Annotated in this window: 14 protein-coding genes; 7 read left to right on the top strand and 7 right to left on the bottom strand. The window is 65.4% G+C overall.

Annotation, left to right across the window (positions count from 1 at the left end):
• Nucleotides 1–471: 471 nt before the first annotated feature.
• Complete coding sequence (locus VJ109_RS14190) at nucleotides 472–1,878, top strand: class II fumarate hydratase (protein ID WP_324757596.1); 1,407 nt, start codon at nucleotides 472–474, stop codon at nucleotides 1,876–1,878.
• A gap of 21 nt (nucleotides 1,879–1,899) precedes the next feature.
• On the opposite strand, the gene VJ109_RS14185 is transcribed toward VJ109_RS14190, so the two are convergent.
• Nucleotides 1,900–2,727: a DUF7537 family lipoprotein gene (locus tag VJ109_RS14185; RefSeq protein WP_324757595.1), complete on the bottom strand. Its 828-nt coding sequence runs from the start codon at nucleotides 2,725–2,727 to the stop codon at nucleotides 1,900–1,902.
• Between the two features lie 89 nt (nucleotides 2,728–2,816).
• On the opposite strand from VJ109_RS14185, the gene gatE reads away from it, so the two are divergent.
• The gene (gatE, locus tag VJ109_RS14180; protein WP_324757594.1) at nucleotides 2,817–4,688 is read left to right on the top strand and encodes a Glu-tRNA(Gln) amidotransferase subunit GatE; all 1,872 of its coding nucleotides are present in this window, start codon (nucleotides 2,817–2,819) and stop codon (nucleotides 4,686–4,688) included.
• 60 nt (nucleotides 4,689–4,748) lie between these two features.
• Here the strand turns inward: gatE and VJ109_RS14175 are convergent, their stop codons facing one another.
• Both VJ109_RS14175 and VJ109_RS14170 read right to left on the bottom strand, forming a co-directional pair.
• Nucleotides 4,749–5,471, bottom strand: a complete 723-nt coding sequence (locus VJ109_RS14175) for an RNA methyltransferase (protein ID WP_324757593.1) — start codon at nucleotides 5,469–5,471, stop codon at nucleotides 4,749–4,751.
• Nucleotides 5,468–5,986 carry a DUF8114 family protein gene (locus VJ109_RS14170; protein WP_324757592.1) on the bottom strand — a complete coding sequence of 173 codons (519 nt, stop codon included), beginning with the start codon at nucleotides 5,984–5,986 and terminating at the stop codon, nucleotides 5,468–5,470. The genes VJ109_RS14175 and VJ109_RS14170 overlap by 4 nt, the downstream gene beginning before the upstream one ends.
• 298 nt (nucleotides 5,987–6,284) lie before the next feature.
• Between VJ109_RS14170 and VJ109_RS14165 the strand changes: the two genes are divergently transcribed.
• Nucleotides 6,285–6,974: a 6-hydroxymethylpterin diphosphokinase MptE-like protein gene (locus VJ109_RS14165; protein ID WP_324757590.1), complete on the top strand. Its 690-nt coding sequence runs from the start codon at nucleotides 6,285–6,287 to the stop codon at nucleotides 6,972–6,974.
• Nucleotides 6,975–6,980: 6 nt separating this feature from the next.
• On the opposite strand, the gene VJ109_RS14160 is transcribed toward VJ109_RS14165, so the two are convergent.
• From VJ109_RS14160 to VJ109_RS14150, 3 genes are read right to left on the bottom strand one after another with little or no spacing between them, the layout of a single operon-like run.
• Nucleotides 6,981–8,090 (bottom strand): glycosyltransferase family protein, encoded by a 1,110-nt coding sequence (locus VJ109_RS14160; RefSeq protein ID WP_324757589.1) that lies wholly within the window; start codon nucleotides 8,088–8,090, stop codon nucleotides 6,981–6,983.
• A 1-nt stretch (nucleotide 8,091) separates the two neighbouring features.
• On the bottom strand, nucleotides 8,092–9,270 hold the full coding sequence (gene folP, locus VJ109_RS14155; protein ID WP_324757587.1) for a dihydropteroate synthase: 1,179 nt from the start codon (nucleotides 9,268–9,270) through the stop codon (nucleotides 8,092–8,094).
• Nucleotides 9,271–9,326: 56 nt separating this feature from the next.
• A complete protein-coding gene (locus VJ109_RS14150) occupies nucleotides 9,327–9,824 on the bottom strand; it encodes a dihydrofolate reductase (RefSeq protein ID WP_324757586.1) in 498 nt (165 codons plus the stop codon).
• Between the two features lie 107 nt (nucleotides 9,825–9,931).
• Between VJ109_RS14150 and VJ109_RS14145 the strand changes: the two genes are divergently transcribed.
• The 4 genes from VJ109_RS14145 to VJ109_RS14130 all read left to right on the top strand — a co-directional run bounded on the left by VJ109_RS14145 (nucleotide 9,932) and on the right by VJ109_RS14130 (nucleotide 14,390).
• Complete coding sequence (locus tag VJ109_RS14145) at nucleotides 9,932–10,945, top strand: phosphotransferase family protein (RefSeq protein ID WP_324757585.1); 1,014 nt, start codon at nucleotides 9,932–9,934, stop codon at nucleotides 10,943–10,945.
• A 133-nt stretch (nucleotides 10,946–11,078) separates the two neighbouring features.
• The gene (locus VJ109_RS14140; protein WP_324757584.1) at nucleotides 11,079–12,575 is read left to right on the top strand and encodes a COG1361 family protein; all 1,497 of its coding nucleotides are present in this window, start codon (nucleotides 11,079–11,081) and stop codon (nucleotides 12,573–12,575) included.
• Nucleotides 12,572–13,252: an ABC transporter ATP-binding protein gene (locus tag VJ109_RS14135; RefSeq protein WP_324757583.1), complete on the top strand. Its 681-nt coding sequence runs from the start codon at nucleotides 12,572–12,574 to the stop codon at nucleotides 13,250–13,252. The genes VJ109_RS14140 and VJ109_RS14135 overlap by 4 nt, the downstream gene beginning before the upstream one ends.
• A complete protein-coding gene (locus VJ109_RS14130; RefSeq protein WP_324757581.1) occupies nucleotides 13,245–14,390 on the top strand; it encodes an ABC transporter permease in 1,146 nt (381 codons plus the stop codon). Before VJ109_RS14135 ends, VJ109_RS14130 begins: the two co-directional genes overlap by 8 nt.
• Here the strand turns inward: VJ109_RS14130 and VJ109_RS14125 are convergent.
• Complete coding sequence (locus VJ109_RS14125) at nucleotides 14,387–14,899, bottom strand: HTH domain-containing protein (protein WP_324757579.1); 513 nt, start codon at nucleotides 14,897–14,899, stop codon at nucleotides 14,387–14,389. The two genes, VJ109_RS14130 and VJ109_RS14125, sit on opposite strands and share 4 nt — an antisense overlap.
• Nucleotides 14,900–15,285: the final 386 nt, after the last annotated feature.

The following is a 15,285-nucleotide window of genomic DNA, read 5'->3' as shown; positions in this document are numbered from 1 at the left end:
TGAGTTCTGCCAAGTCCGTCGGTCCCATCACGCGCTCCGGTCGGGTACTGCCCGGTTGCCTCGACAGGAGGACTGGCGAGGCGGGAGACAGGCACGAAGACGGAGCGTCGGTCATGGTCGTCACCGTGGAGTCGAACTCACACTAGCTGGATAGACGTGTCACTTAATGCTTCCGAATATTCATGCACGTCTACCGGCCGTAGAACGGCTGTCGAGCACGAATACGGCAGTTTGTGTGGATAAATCGTTATCGTCATCGGGAGGGAGTAAATAAACAAACACTACGGACGGAGAGCCCGTTCGATCGGCGAACCGCCGACTTTCTCCGACAGGACCTCGACGGACGGACTCCGTGACGGAGCAGCCGGCCAAACAGCGTTCGTGTGGACCAGCTCCCGACAGCTACTCACGCCGGGTCGATCGACGGCTACCGGAGGCTTTTACGACCGGGGGCGCGGACCGCCTAGACGTATGAGCGACGACTTCAGGACCGAACAGGACAGTCTCGGTGAGATGGAGGTCCCGGCGGACGCCTACTGGGGCGCACAGACACAGCGAGCGGTCGAGAACTTCCCGATCAGCCAGACGACGTTCGGCCGGCGGTTCGTCCGGGCGCTGGGCGTTGTCAAGAAGGCCGCCGCACAGGCGAACCGCGACCTAGAGCTGATCCCTGAGGACAAAGCCGACTGCATCGTCGAGGCGGCCGACGAAGTGATCGCCGGCGACCACGACGACCAGTTCCCCGTCGACGTGTTCCAGACCGGCTCCGGCACGTCCTCGAACATGAACGCCAACGAGGTCATCTCGAACCGCGCGACGGAGCTGTACGGCGGCAAGATCGGAACCCGCGAGATCCACCCCAACGACCACGTCAACTTCGGTCAATCGAGCAACGACGTCATCCCGACGGCGATGCACGTCGCCGCACTGGAGGCCGTCGAAAAGGACGTGCTTCCGGGACTGAAGACCCTTCGCGACGCACTGGAAGCGAAGGAGTCCGAGTTCGAACACGTCGTCAAGACGGGGCGGACACACCTGCAGGACGCGACCCCGATCACGCTCGGCCAGGAGTTCTCGGGCTACCGAACCCAGGTCGAGAAGGGGATCTCGCGGGTCCAGGACACCCGCAGTCGCCTCTCCGAACTCGCGCTCGGCGGCACCGCGGTCGGGACCGGCCTCAACACTCATCCCGATTTCCCCGGGTTGGCGGCCGAGTACATCAGCGAGGAGACTAACCTCAAGTTCCACGAAGCGGACAACCACTTCGAGGCACAGGCCGCCCACGACGCGATGTCGGAGGCCCACGGCGCGCTTCGGACGGTCGCGGGTTCGCTGAACAAGATCGCGAACGACCTCCGCTTGCTGGCCTCGGGACCACGGAACGGCCTGGGCGAGATCGACCAGCCCGAGAACCAGCCCGGCTCCTCGATTATGCCCGGAAAGATCAACCCGGTCGTCGCCGAGGCGGTCAACCAGGTCCACAAGCAGGTCGTCGGGAACGACGCCGCGGTCTCTGCCGGCGCCGCCGAGGGCCAGATCGACCTCAACCTCTACAAGCCCGTCCTGGCCTCGAACTTCCTGCAGTCCGCCCGGCTGATCGCCAACGGGAGCGAGGTCTTCGCCGAGAAGTTCGTCGCCAAACTGGAGGCCGACGCCGACCACTGTGCGGAACGGGTCGAACAGTCGATGGCGCTGGCGACCGCGCTCAACCCCGCGATCGGCTACGACAAGGCCAGCAAGGTCGCGAAGAAGGCCCTCGCGGAAGACAAGACGATCCGTGAGGTCGTCTTGGAGGAAGGGTATCTGGACGAGGACGAGGTCGACGACGTGCTCGACCCGGCGAAGATGACCGAGCGCGGTATCCTCGGCGACGAGTAGGCGGCCCGGGCAGTTCGACCGTCAGGTCCCGGACCCGGTCGACCGATTGCGGGCCTGGTGTCGGGCCTCGTCGAGCCAGGAGGGAGCCGGAGCAGTGGTCGAGCCGACATCCTCGTACCAGAACTGGTAGCCGACCGTTTCTCGCTGTGACCCGACCGTCGTCGTGTAGCGGACGCGGAGTTCCCTGACCAAGCCGTCGGGAGCGACCAGCAGGCTGAACCGGTACGACTCCGCCTGGCTTATTCCGGGTGGGGTCCCGCCGACGCCGGTGACGCGGTAGTACAGCGACCCGTTCCGTCGGACTCGGCGGGTCCAACTCCGGGTCGCGCTGACGTACTGGTCGACGTAGAACGCGGCCTCGCCGGCGAACTCGTCCCGGTAGAACCGCAGGTCACCCCGGTAGTAGGTCACGGTCCCGTCGTCGCGGCGTTCGTACCAGGTTCCGCCGTCGCCGTACATCGATTGCTCGTAGCGCTCGACGGTCCGGTTCGGGAGGAGACGCCTCCGTTCGAGGTCGTGGCGGTAGTTGCGCCCGTCCTCAACGTAGGTCGTCTCGTTGCGCGAGACGCGGAGTCGGCCGGTGTCGCGGATCGTCGTCATCGTGTACCGTTCGATGAACGTGTAGGATCGGTTTTCCAGCGCCCGTTCGTGGCTGTTCGAGAGGACACTGACGCCGTCGAGCCCGGAATCGTCGAGTCCCGGCGGGGCACTGGGCGTCGTGGTCTGCTCTGTGGCCGCCGGGACAGGCGCGGGCGTCGTCTCGGGAGCGCCGGTCGCACCGAAGCCGGTGATGCCGCTACAGCCGGCCAGCAACGAGAGGCAGACGACGGTCAAGAGCGGCCAGCGCACACGACACCGTCGGCCTGGGCGGACAAAAGCCCCCGGTCGCGACCGCCGAAGGGTGCGTTTTTTTGCCCCCGGTCACGGACTGCCCTTCAATGACCGAGGACTACGACTACGAGGCACTCGGCCTGGTCGCGGGGCTGGAGATCCACCAGCAACTCGATACGGCCACGAAGCTGTTCTGTAACTGTCCGACCCGGATCCGCGAGCCCGAGGAGTCCGACCGGCAGTTCAGCCGCTACCTCCACCCGACCAAGAGCGAACTCGGCGAGATCGACGAGGCGGCCCTCGAAGAGAGCATGGTCGACCGCGAGTTCGAGTATCTGGCCTACGATTCGACCTGCCTCGTCGAGGAGGACGACGAACCGCCACACCGGGTCGACCGGGAGGCCATGGAGACGACCTTAGAGATCGCACAGCTACTGGAGATGAACGTCGTCGACCAGGTCCACGTCATGCGCAAGATCGTCGTCGACGGCTCCAACACCACCGGATTCCAGCGGTCGATGCTGGTCGCCAACGACGGCACGATCGAGACCAGCGAGGGGGATGTCGGCATCGAAGACATGCTTCTGGAAGAGGAGTCCTGCCAGCGGATCGAGGAAACGGAGGAAGGGGTCCGATTCTCGCTGGATCGGCTCGGCATCCCGCTGGTCGAGATCGGGACGAAACCGGACATCCGCTCGCCCGAACAGGCCCGCGAGGCCGCCGAGCGGATCGGGATGTTGCTACGCTCGACCGGCCAGGTCAAGCGGGGGCTGGGGACCATCCGCCAGGACGTCAACGTCTCCATCGCCGAGGGCGCCCGCATCGAACTGAAAGGCGTCCAGAGCCTCGACGACATCGACGACATCGTCCGCAACGAGGTCCGCCGGCAGGTCGAACTGCTGGAGATCGTCGACGAACTCGACGAGCGCGGCGCGGCAGTCGGGGACCCCGAAGACGTAACCGAGGTCTTCGAGGATACCGACTCCGGCGTCGTCCGCGGTGCGCTGGACGACGGCGGCGCGGTGAAGGCGGTCCTGCTCTCGGGGTTCGACGGCCTGGTCGGCCGGGAGATCCAACCCGACCGACGGCTCGGTACCGAACTCTCGGACCACGCGAAGCGCCATGGCGCCGGCGGCATCTTCCACACCGACGAACTGCCGGCTTACGGCGTCACCGAGGCCGAGGTCGAAGCCCTCCGGGAGGCCGTCGGTGCCGACCCGGAGGATGCCGTCGCCATCGTCGCCGACGATCCGGAGACCGCCGACCTCGCCATCGACGCCGTCGCCGAGCGCGCCGAGACGGCGATGGAGGGCGTCCCCGAGGAGACCCGCGACGCCAGCGACGACGCCACCTCGCGGTATCTCCGTCCGCTCCCGGGCGCGGCGCGGATGTACCCGGAGACCGACGTTCCCCCCGTCGAACCCGACGTGACCGACGTCGAGACACCGGAACTGCTGACCGAGAAAGTCCAACGCTACGAGGCCGACCACGGACTCGACGCCGGACTGGCCGAACAGGTCGCCTACGGCCAGCGCTGGCCGCTGTTCGAGGCCGTCGTCGACGAGGGCGTCGATCCGACGCTCGCTGCCGGGGTGCTGGAGTCGACGCTGACTGAACTGCGCCGTGACGACGTGCCGGTCGAGAACCTGACCGACGATCACCTGCGGGCGACGTTACTGTTGGTCGACGGCGGCGACGTTCCCCGCGAGGGTATCGAGGACCTGCTGACCGCACTGGCCGAGAACCCCGATCTGACCGCCGAAGCGGCCGTCGAGCAGGAGGACCTCGGTGGTGTCAGCGAGGACGAGGTCCGCGAAGCCGTCGTCGAAGTCGTCGAACGGAACGGCGACCAGATCGAAGCCGAGGGGATGGGCGCGTTCTCGGCGCTCATGGGCGAGTGTATGGGCGCGCTCCGTGGGAAGGCCGACGGAGACACGGTCAGTGACGTGTTGCGCCAGGAGATCCAGCAACGGGTCTGAGTTCCGCTGCACGTCCGGATACTCGTTGTGTCGACTCTCTCGACAGCGTATCGAGTGAGCTCAATCGGAACCGCGTTCGATCCGCTGTCTGGCTTGCCGGAACAGTCCGCGCATCGTACGGGTCTCCCGTCCGGTCGGCCGAGCGCGGCCGAGCAGCCGGCGGAACATCCGGCGTGTCTTCGCCTGCTTTTCCTCGGTATGCTCGATAGCGTCCAGGAACCGTCCGAACTCGTCATGAAGCCCCTCGACGGCCCCAGCCTCCGCGGTCGTATGCAGCGAGTCGGGGTGTTGATTGCGCTCGACGGTCAGCTCCCGAAGCTCGTAGAGGACGATCGTCGCGGCCTGGCCGAGGTTCAACACCGGATAGTCGGCGCTCGCGGGGATCGAACAGATCTCGTCACAGCGGGCCAGTTCGTCGTTGTGGAGGCCGACCCGCTCGCGGCCGAAGACGACACAGATGTCCCCGTCGACGCCCTGGAGCGACGCCGCGAGGTCACTGGGGGTCACCGCAGGATAGCGGACGTGGTTGTTCGCGTCCTCGTTCGGGACGGCTGTACAGGCGACGGTGTGGTAGTGCTCGACGAGGTGATCGAACGAGACGGTCCGGGCCGCCGGAAGGATGTCCTCGCGTGCTTGCCCAGCGAACCCGTAGGCCTCCCCGTCGGGGTCCAACTCCGGCGGGTCGACGAGCAACAACTCCGAGAGGCCGAAGTTCTTCATCGACCGGGCGATGGTGCCGACATTACCCGGCGTCTCGGCATCGACGACGGCGACGGCGATCATACGTCCAGATCGTCCAGGTCGATGTCGATCGAGTCGAGATCGTCCTCGTCGACCTGGTCCAGTTCCTCCTCGATGCCGGGGATCGCCTCCGATCGCGGTGGTGCGTCGGGAACGGCAGTCGGGTCCTCGTCGACGTGTTCGAGCCCCTCGTAGTCGTCGGGCGCACGACCGCCCTCGACGAACCACTCGTGGAAGGCCCGTCGCATCTCCGTGTCACCGGCGTATTCCTCGCCGCCGAGTTCACGGAACCAGTAGATGAAATCGGGTTCGTGGGCCGAACAGAGAACCACTTCCCCGTTCGGTTCGCCGTAGATGACTTCCGCGACGTTACACGCCTCCGTCGCGGCGCCTTCGACCATCCGACAGGCGTCACAGGGGTCGACGACCCGCCGCGCGAGAATCAGCAGACGTTGTCGTGTCTCCGGGTCTAGCGTCCCGAGCGGCCGGATGCGGCCGTTCTCGTCGAGGATATCGTCGTCGAACCGCCACCCTCGAAGCCCGATGTTGACCTTCATGTCGCGCCGTAGTCGGCTACGAGACTAAAAGAGCGCGGTGTGGAGCCGTGTCGGGTGCGCCCGCGTCAGACAACTGGTCGGTTCACCGGGTCGAACACCACAGATGGGCCTGTGAACCCGTCACACCGTCAGACGCGCGTCTGCTCGATCCGTGACAAAGTGGTGGGTAAGAGAAAACTTATACCGGATGCGTCAGAACGAGAGGGTGAAAGCCGAAAGGGCACCCGGGTAGGGGTACACGGACGTGCCATTTCGGCTAAATCCGCTTTATCTCGGAGCTGATGGGACAGCGATAGCTATGGACTACGACACGTGGGAACCGGTGTACGCCGCACTGCTGGAAGCGTTCGGCTACGGCCGTGACGGTGACGAACGGGCACGGAACAGACTCGCCGAGCTGGTCGGCACCGCCGAGACGTACGACCCGACTGAGCTGGACGGAGACGGTGCGACGATCGCGATCGCCGGTGCAGGTCCGTCACTGGAAGCCGAGGCCGACCGGGCCGCGGCGGCGGATCTAGTGTTCGCCGCTTCGACGGCGGCTGATCGGCTGGAGGCGGTCGGTGTCGCCGTCGACTGTCAGGTGACCGACCTGGACAAGACCCCCGAGACGACCCGGGCGTTGAGCGAATCCGGGACCCCCGTCGCCGTCCACGCCCACGGCGACAACGTCCCGGCCGTCGAGCGCCACGTCCCGTCGCTCGAACTCTCGGCTGTCGTCCCGACGACGCAGGCCGAACCGGCGCCTCCGGTGGTGAACTTCGGCGGGTTCACCGACGGGGACCGCGCGGCGTTTCTCGCGGATCACCTCGGTGCGGCCGACCTGATTTTCGTCGGCTGGGACTTCGACGACCCCGCCGTCGACCCGGAGAAACGGGAGAAATTACGGTGGGCCGAGCGGCTCCTCCACTGGCTCGAACGACGCCGTGGCGAACGGTTTGCCGTGCTGGACGGTCGGCGTGACGATATCGAACCCATCGAAGGGTGAGCCCGGTCAATCGGTCCGTGAATCGCTCGGCAGCGAGTGCTCGACCCGGCCAGCGTCGAAGACGACACGGGGTGAGAGATCGGTTTCGTCCCAGGCCGGAAGGCGGGTGTCGGGACCCGGCGGCCGGACACCGGAGACGTACTCCTCGACCTGTTCGCGCTCCGCGGACCGGTCGTACTCCAGCCCGTTGAACGCCGCATCGGCCGCGTACTGTGACACTAGCCGGCTCGCCGCACCCCGGTAGGCGTCGGGCAGCGTCCCGTAATCCGGGTCGATCCCGCCTTCCTCGACGGCCCGAAACAGCGCCTGTCCGACCTGCTCGGCCATCCCGGAGAGCCCGCCCCGGCCGCCGACCGGTTTGTGATCGTGGCGGTGGACGCCGAGGTCCGCCTGCGCGGAGCGGTCGATGCCGACAGCGTCGAAGGTCTCCCCGAGCAACCCGATCTCCAGTCCCCAGGCACGCTGTGCCCGGAGCCGACGGGCAACGTCGGCGCTAAAGGCGAACTCCCCGGCAAGCGGGTAGCGAAAGGCCGAGAGATAGCGGACGATCTCGGCGTCGTGTCGGTCCTCCAGTGTGCGCAACAACGGTGCGATGAACAGCCGAACCAGCCGGCCGTAGAGGCGTCCGTCCTCGACGCGGGCGTAGTACCCCTTGACGAAGTCGTGCTCCATCGCGAGCGGCGCGAGGAGACGCTGGACAACCGCCGGAGAGTAGGTGCGGGCGTCGGCGTCGTGGACCACGACGTAGTCGGCGCGGTCGGCGGCGACGCCCAACCCGAGCCAGACATCCCGTCCTTTCCCGCGCTGGCCACCGATCCCATGCGCTTCGAGTCGCGTCTCCAGTGCCGGTGCATCACACCACAGCGTCGTCACGTCGACGGCGTAGTCGGCAACCCACTCCCGGAACCCCTCGGCGACCTCGGCCGGCGCCCGAAGTGGGACGACGACCGCACCCGGGCCGACCGTCTCCAGCGACTCGAAAACGTGCTCGGGCGTAACGGCCGCGATGGATTCGCCGGCGATAGGGACGACGACGGCGCTGTCGGCGACGGGTGCGTCGGGGAGAGGATCGGTCAGATCGTGCAGCGTCGTGACCCGCTCTTGTGAGTAATCCATCTTACCCCTCGATCGCTCGTGTGAGTGCCCCCCCAGCGGACGTGCCTTCGAGGGCACCTGCCAGCGCGGAGAGTTCGGCCAGTGAGCCACCGACGAGCGCGCCGTCCGAGCCCCCGCGAACCACGACACCCGTGTCGGCGGCTGCCGTCACCAACTCGTCGACCCCGGACGGATCGAGCCCCGAGAGTTCGAAGACGTGGCCGACGAACGGCTCCCCCTCGTCCTCGCCGGCGCCGATCCGTTCGAGGTGCCGGGCAACGTCGCCGGCACTTCGAACGTCGAGTTCGCTGACGGTCACATCGCCCTCGATCGTCCGACCGCGTTCGGCGAACGCACCGCCGATCTTCGCGGCGTCCAGCGTCTCGGCAACGTCGTGGGTTCGGACGACGTGTGCCCCCCGTTCGATCGCCATCGAGGTCGCCGCGAGACTCACCGGCAGTGCCGCCTCGGTCGAGCGGTCCGCCAGCGACCGGAGGAAGTTCTTCCGGTTGATCGAGACGAGGATCGGCTGGCCGAACCCGCGGAACTCCCGTAGCCGGCGAAACGTCGCCCGGTCGTCTTCGAGGGTCTTGCGCTCGCTCCACCCGCCGAAGGCTGGGTCGACGATGGTCTTGTCCGTCATCCCGTGCTGTTTGAGCGCCTCGTAGACCCGGTCGACGTAGTCGGCCTGGCCCGCCCACTCGGGTGAGCGAGCAGCCGCCCAGTCGACATCGTCGACGGCACCGGGTCGTTCCAGGTCCGGTGGACTCGCCATCTTCCCGACCGCGACGTCGTACTCCCGGCAGACCTCGGGCATCTCCGGATCGGCGAACCCACAGATGTCGTTGACCATGTCGAAGCCGGCGTCCAGTGCCGCCTCGGCGACCTCGGCGTACCGGGTTTCGATGGAGAAAACCGCGTCACCGCCGACCGACTGAATCGTCTCGATCGCCGTCTCCAGCCGGTCGAGTTCCTGCTCGGCCGAGAGAACGTCGAGACGCTTGTTCGCCGACTCCAGGCCCACGTCGACGATGTGGGCACCCTCCCCGATCAGTTCCTCGTCGACGTAGGCTGCCGCCTCGTCGGGCTCGTCGTAGACGGAGGGGTCGTACGGGGATTCCTTGCTGACGTTCAGCACACCCATGATGCGCGGTGGCTGGTCGTCGCCGATCGCCAGTCCCGCCGCGTCTACCGTGCGCATGATCGACCGGTAGGACTGCGCAGGGTAAGCGTTGGCGGTTGCGGTGGCTCGCGTCGCTACTGTCGGGCGGTCGACGGTGGCTGTGGGTCCTCGTTCGTGTACGCCACGACGGTGAACTCGTCGTAGCGCTCGCGACCGGTGACGCTCCAGTCGGTTCCCAGATACGGAAACACCGCCGCGCCGGTCTCGTACTCCGGGAGTTCGGAGACGAGTGCCCGGTCGGCGTAGGGAAGGAACATCGAGTAGATCGACTGGCCGCCGATGACATAGCCAGTCTCACTACGATCGTCGACCGCGTCGATCGCGTCGGGCACGGAGGAGACGAACGTCGTCTCAGCTGCGTCGTACTCCCCGGGCGTGCTCGTGACGACGACGGGATGTGTCCCCTCGACATCTGTCATGCTCGCCCAGGTGCGACGCCCGACGATCACCGGGTGCCCGGCGACGCGGGTCTTGTACTGGCGCTCGTCCTGCTCGTAGTGCCACGGGATCGTCTCGCCGTCGCCGATAGCCCCAGTCCGGGCGACGCCCGCGACCAACACGAGTTCTGGCATACGATCACCTGAGGACCGGGCCGGCAAATCACTGTCTCTCCCATCGGCCGTCCGCGTCGGGGCTATGACTGACAGCTTTATTTGCCCCACCCCCATAGCAGGTCGTAGTGTCGACGCCGGAAGCAGATATCGCAGCGGTCCTTCGGGAGTCCGGTCCCGACCACGACGGGTTCACCTTCGAGACGCCTGGTGGCGGTCATCAGAGCGATGTCTACATCGTGACGATGGCCCACGGCGGCGAAGAATACGAGGTGGTTGTGAAGTTCAAACCCGAAGGTAACGTCCCCTTCGAAGTCGAACCCCGACTCCACGAGTACGTCGCCGACCGGACCGACATCCCGGTGCCGCGGATTCTCGTCTTCAAACAGGAGCCGACAGTCGACGTCCCGCCGTATTTTGTCACCGAGCGAGTTCACGGACACAACCTCGCGACCGAGTTCGGCCAACTCACACAGGACGAGCGTCAACGTGTGATGGCACAGGCCGGGCGGGTGCTGGGAGATATGCACTCCGAGATCGGATTCGAAGCGTTCGGTCGTCTGGACCTGCACAACGACCGGATCATCGTCCGGGACTGGATGGGAAGCTGGCGGGACTACTTCGAACAGCTCACCCGAGCACACCTCACCCGGCTCGACGGGACCCCCTTCGAGGAACTGGCGACCCGTGCCCGGGACCGGATCGAACCGGCGTTGGATATCGTCCCCGAAGACGGGGTCCCGCGGCTGGTCCACGACGACTTCCGGCCGGCGAACCTCCTGTTCGAGCGCGACACCGAACAACCGATTACGGCGGTGCTCGACTGGCAGGACGTCCTGGCCGCGCTCCCCGAGTACAACCTCGCACAGACGGAGTTTCTCTTCATCGACTCGTCGTTCGACGATCCACAGATCAAGGAGACGCTGCGCCAGCGGTTCCACACCGGCTACAGGGAGTTCCGGCCGATGGACTTCGCGGACGGCTACGAGGAGCGCCGGCCGCTGTACCAGCTCTCGACGCTGCTCTGGCGAATGGCCGGATTCGAGGCCGTCTTCGCCGACGAGTCCGGCCTGGCGACGGCCCGGGCCGAGGCCAAATACCGCGAGCAGTTCGAACGGTTGATCGACACACTCCCGACCTGATTCGGAGGTATCGTTCGCTCCCGAAAGAGCCAAATTTTATACGACGTGTAGCCGCAGGGGCGACTATGACAGTGGTCCCTGTCCCCGGTGTCGAATTGCGCCTCCAACGAAGCGTGACGAAGGGAGGTGTCGGATGCGTCGACTGACCGTCCTCCTGGTCGGACTGCTGGTCGTGGTCGGGACGCTCCCGATAGCAGTAACGGCCAACGGCGTCAACGCCTCCGTCGCGGAAGTGACAATCTCGCCGGACTCTCCCGCCCCGGATGAGACAGTAACGATCACGCCGACGATCAGGAACCTGGCGAGCAGTAACAGCTCGCTGGAGATCCGATCGGTCGTGCTTCGAGGGACTGGATACGGCATCGACGAGCTCAAGCGGATCGACAGTGTGGGGACGATCTCACCGGGCACGGAGCTCGATATCCCACTGACATACACGTTCGACGACGAGGGGGAGCGTGACCTCCGTGTGTTCGTCTACGGCGTCAACACCGAAACGGGTGAAGCAGTCCAGCTTCGATACCCCGTGACCGTCAACGTCCGCGAGCGGCATCCACAGTTGGATATCAGAGCCAACGAGTCCGTCGTCGGCGTCGAATCCAACGGGACGGTCACCATCGCTAACGGCTTGAATACACCGATCGCGAACGTCGAACTGGTGGTCGACGGACGGACCGTCGAGATGCTCGACGACCGGACCGTCTTCGCCTCGATCGGGAGCAACGAGGTCGAAACCGCCTCCTTCAGCTTCCGGCCGGAACGTGTCGGGACACAGCCCGTGACTGCGACGCTCCACTACACGATCAACGGGGACACCGAACGGACGGTGACCCGGTCGAAGACGATCCGCCCCGACGAGTTGCGTGAAGGGGTCTCGTTGGACGCCTCGGCGGTCGGAAGCGGCGAAGACCGCGCGCTGTCGGTCGACGTGATCAACCAGGGCAACACCCCCGTCGAGAGCGTCGTCATCACCGCCGACTCGGACAACGCGACGTTCCGCCGTGCGATCGTCCAGGACATCCCCGCGGGAACGTCCGAGTCGGTCCGACTCAACGCCACCCTCTCGGAGCCGATGGCGAACGTCGACGTGACCGCGGAGTACGAGATCGGGTCCCGTCAGCGGACCGCGACCACAGCGACCGAACTCCGTTCCGCGCCGGGAGCGATCACGCTGACCGGCCTCGACGTCGTCCGCGAGGGCGGACGGCTCCAGATCTCGGGGAGCGCGAGCAACCTCGGTACGACCGAGGCAAGCAGCGTCCTCGTCTCGGTCGTCGATACGGAGCGGGTCACGCCCGCGTTCCCGAACAAGGAGTACTTCGTCGGGACGGTCCCCTCCAGTGACTTCGTCTCCTTCGATCTCTACGCACGGACCACCGGGAACGTCTCGTCGGTCCCGATCGAAGTGAGCTATCTCGTCGACGACGAGCGGGAGGTCCAGCGCTTCCAGGTCGACGTCACGGCGACCGAGCCAGCGGTGCCGGCGCGACCGAACCAGAACGCGAACAACGGCGGCGGTGGCGGGATGTTCGGCGGGCTCCTCCCGGTCATCGGGGTCGGCGCAGTGGCCGCGCTCGTCATCGTCGTCGTCCTCGTCAGGTGGTACCGCCGCGGCGACGAGGAGATATGAACGTCATCGACGCACAGGGGCTCGTCAAGCGGTATCGGACCGGTGGCCAAGTGCTGGAGGCCCTCGGCGGCATCGACTTCACGCTCGACTCCGGCGAGTTCGTCTCGATCATGGGTCCAAGCGGGAGTGGCAAGACGACGCTGTTGAACATCCTCGGTCTCCTCTCGACACCCACGGAGGGGAAGGTCCTGTTGGACGGGAACGACGTGACGAACCTCGGTGACCGAAAGCGGACCACACTCCGGAAACGGAAGATCGGGTTCGTCTTCCAACACTTCTACCTGCTGCCGACACTGAACGCCGTCGAGAACGTCGAGGTTCCGCAACTGTTCGATCGGAACCCGGGAACACGTCGGCGAGCCGTCGACCTGCTCGAACGAATGGGACTGGGCGACCGGCTCGATCACCGGCCGGACGAACTCTCCGGTGGCCAGAAACAACGCGTCGCAATCGCCCGGTCGCTGATCAACGACCCGCAGATCGTCCTCGCGGACGAACCGACGGGGAACCTCGACCGGAAGACCGGCCGGCAGATCCTCGACGAGTTCAGGCGGATCGCCGACGACGAGGACGTCGCCATCGTCGCCGTCACACACGACGAACTCGTCAACCAGTACGTCGACCGAACGGTCCACCTCGTCGATGGAACCATCGGCCGGGAGGAAATCGATGCTTGAACCGATCTACCGGCGGTTCCCCGCCGCCCTGATGGCACGCCGGAACCTCACGCGGACGAAGATGCGGTCGCTGCTTGCGGCACTGGGGATCGTCATCGGCGTCATCGCGATCGCCTCGCTGGGGATGTTCGGCGTCTCGCTGCGGTACTCGATCACCCAGAACCTCGGCGATATCGGGAACCAGGTGACGGTCTCACCCAACGCCAACGAGGGTGTCGAATACCTGAACGACCGGGACATCCGGGACATCCAGCGTGTCGTCGGTGCCCGAACGACCGTCACGCCGGTCAGAACCGACATCGTCGAGGTACAGTTTACACGGGGGCGATCCTCACAGGAGTTCGTATACGGCATCGAGAACCCGGCGGAGGTGTACACCGCGAGCGACGGGCGGGTCCCGGAGCCGTACCGGTCAGGTGCCCTCATAGGCAGCTCGATCGCCGAGGAGTACGACATCGACAGCGGAAGTACGATCACCGTCAACGGGACCTCCCTCCGGGTCCGAGCGGTGCTGGAGGACGGCGAGTCGTTCTCCCAGCTCAATCCCTCGAACCGGGTCATCGTCCCGGCGAGCCAGATCGACGAGCCGGGCTACTCACAGGTCTACATCACCGCCCCGTCGGGTGCCGAGGCCAACGCGACGGCGATGCGCATTCGCGAGGAACTCAACGACCGGGAGCAACGTGTCGAGGTGAGCGAACTGGGGTCGCTGGTCGATCAGATCCGGCAGACGTTCCAGATCATCAACACCATCCTGGTCGGTATCGCCTCGATATCGCTACTGGTCGCCGGGATCTCCATCCTGAACGTGATGTTGATGTCGACCGTCGAGCGCCGCGAGGAGATCGGTGTCCTCCGTGCGGTCGGCTACCAGAAGCGTGACGTGTTGAAAGTCATGTTGATGGAAGCAGCGTTGCTCGGGATCGTCGGCGGCCTCATCGGCGTTGTGTTGAGTATCGGGGCCGGGCTGGCGATCAACCACTACACCGTCGGCGACGCGACGGCAGTGTTCCGGGTAGCTAACGCCTGGTACGTCGGTGCAGCGTTCTCCTTCGGCGTGGTGACGAGCATCCTCAGCGGGCTCTATCCGGCCTGGAAAGCAGCCAGCGAGGAACCGGTCGAAGCGCTGCGCGGTTAGGGCGTCACGTCGACGCCCGGTTCGAGCCACGGGTGGGTCCGGCCCACCGTCACCGAATCGAACTGTGCCAACCAGTCGGCGTCACCACGTTCGAAGGCCTCCAGTGCGTCACCGACGGTGTAAGTCCTGTCCTCGTCGGTACACGGGAACACCCCCTGTAGCTGGCTTCCGTCGTACATCGCGAGGGAGACGACGGGGAAAACGACTACGTCGTCGACCCGGTCGAGACCGACGTAACTGCGGGTCCGGCGCTCGAAGGCCGGCTCCAGTGAGTGATCGTTTCGGTCAGCCCAGTCGCGAAACTCCTCGTAGGTCGCCAGCGCACCTGACCGCTTGTCTTCGGCCATCGTCCGGATACGCTGCCATTCGCCGGCGAGCATCGACTCGCTGAAGACCCCGTTGGCTTCGAGTCGCTTGACACGGTTCAGGACCTGCTGTTGCGCGTCAAACGTACCGTACGTATCGCCGCGGAGATACAGTTCCGCCCGGAGGTGTGTGTCGTCGGTCATAGCTCTCAGTTCGACGTTCAACTGACGACAACTAAACTCTTTCCCAGGATTATGTTCGTCTTCTTATGGACTACATCCGATACGGGAATATCGGTCTATTTAGCCCCTGAAAACCCATATTTACCGACTTTTTTGTTCCAATCCAGGAACAACATATCCCATATTTGGTGTATAGTTTGTATCGATTCTGCTGGAAGTTTCGACGCGTTCGAGCCGTCTAACGACGTAATAGTATTCGACTGTTGTCGAACAGTAATTCGTCTAGAGATGATCGGCGAAGTCGTCGCTCTACGGTCGGGGTGTCCTCGCGAGCCGTGTCATCGCTCGCTGCGGGCAACTCTCCTCGTAAAAACGGTGAAAACGGCGCGAATCGCCGCGCGATTCGC

Source organism: Haloarcula montana (assembly GCF_035666295.1).
Lineage (GTDB): Archaea > Halobacteriota > Halobacteria > Halobacteriales > Haloarculaceae > Haloarcula > Haloarcula montana.
The sequence above is the reverse complement of the archived record's forward strand: the minus strand, read 5'-3'. Positions and strand labels throughout refer to the sequence as shown.

What these genes read in the sequence shown, in the direction of transcription:
- VJ109_RS14150 (WP_324757586.1), bottom strand. Translation starts at nt 9,824, where the DNA reads ATGCCAGAACTCGTGTTGGTCGCGGGCGTCGCCCGGACTGGGGCTATC.
- VJ109_RS14175 (WP_324757593.1), bottom strand. Translation starts at nt 5,471, where the DNA reads ATGATCGCCGTCGCCGTCGTCGATGCCGAGACGCCGGGTAATGTCGGC.
- folP (WP_324757587.1), bottom strand. Translation starts at nt 9,270, where the DNA reads ATGCGCACGGTAGACGCGGCGGGACTGGCGATCGGCGACGACCAGCCA.
- VJ109_RS14140 (WP_324757584.1), top strand. Translation starts at nt 11,079, where the DNA reads ATGCGTCGACTGACCGTCCTCCTGGTCGGACTGCTGGTCGTGGTCGGG.
- VJ109_RS14125 (WP_324757579.1), bottom strand. Translation starts at nt 14,899, where the DNA reads ATGACCGACGACACACACCTCCGGGCGGAACTGTATCTCCGCGGCGAT.
- VJ109_RS14190 (WP_324757596.1), top strand. Translation starts at nt 472, where the DNA reads ATGAGCGACGACTTCAGGACCGAACAGGACAGTCTCGGTGAGATGGAG.
- VJ109_RS14135 (WP_324757583.1), top strand. Translation starts at nt 12,572, where the DNA reads ATGAACGTCATCGACGCACAGGGGCTCGTCAAGCGGTATCGGACCGGT.
- gatE (WP_324757594.1), top strand. Translation starts at nt 2,817, where the DNA reads ATGACCGAGGACTACGACTACGAGGCACTCGGCCTGGTCGCGGGGCTG.
- VJ109_RS14160 (WP_324757589.1), bottom strand. Translation starts at nt 8,090, where the DNA reads ATGGATTACTCACAAGAGCGGGTCACGACGCTGCACGATCTGACCGAT.
- VJ109_RS14130 (WP_324757581.1), top strand. Translation starts at nt 13,245, where the DNA reads ATGCTTGAACCGATCTACCGGCGGTTCCCCGCCGCCCTGATGGCACGC.
- VJ109_RS14170 (WP_324757592.1), bottom strand. Translation starts at nt 5,986, where the DNA reads ATGAAGGTCAACATCGGGCTTCGAGGGTGGCGGTTCGACGACGATATC.
- VJ109_RS14165 (WP_324757590.1), top strand. Translation starts at nt 6,285, where the DNA reads ATGGACTACGACACGTGGGAACCGGTGTACGCCGCACTGCTGGAAGCG.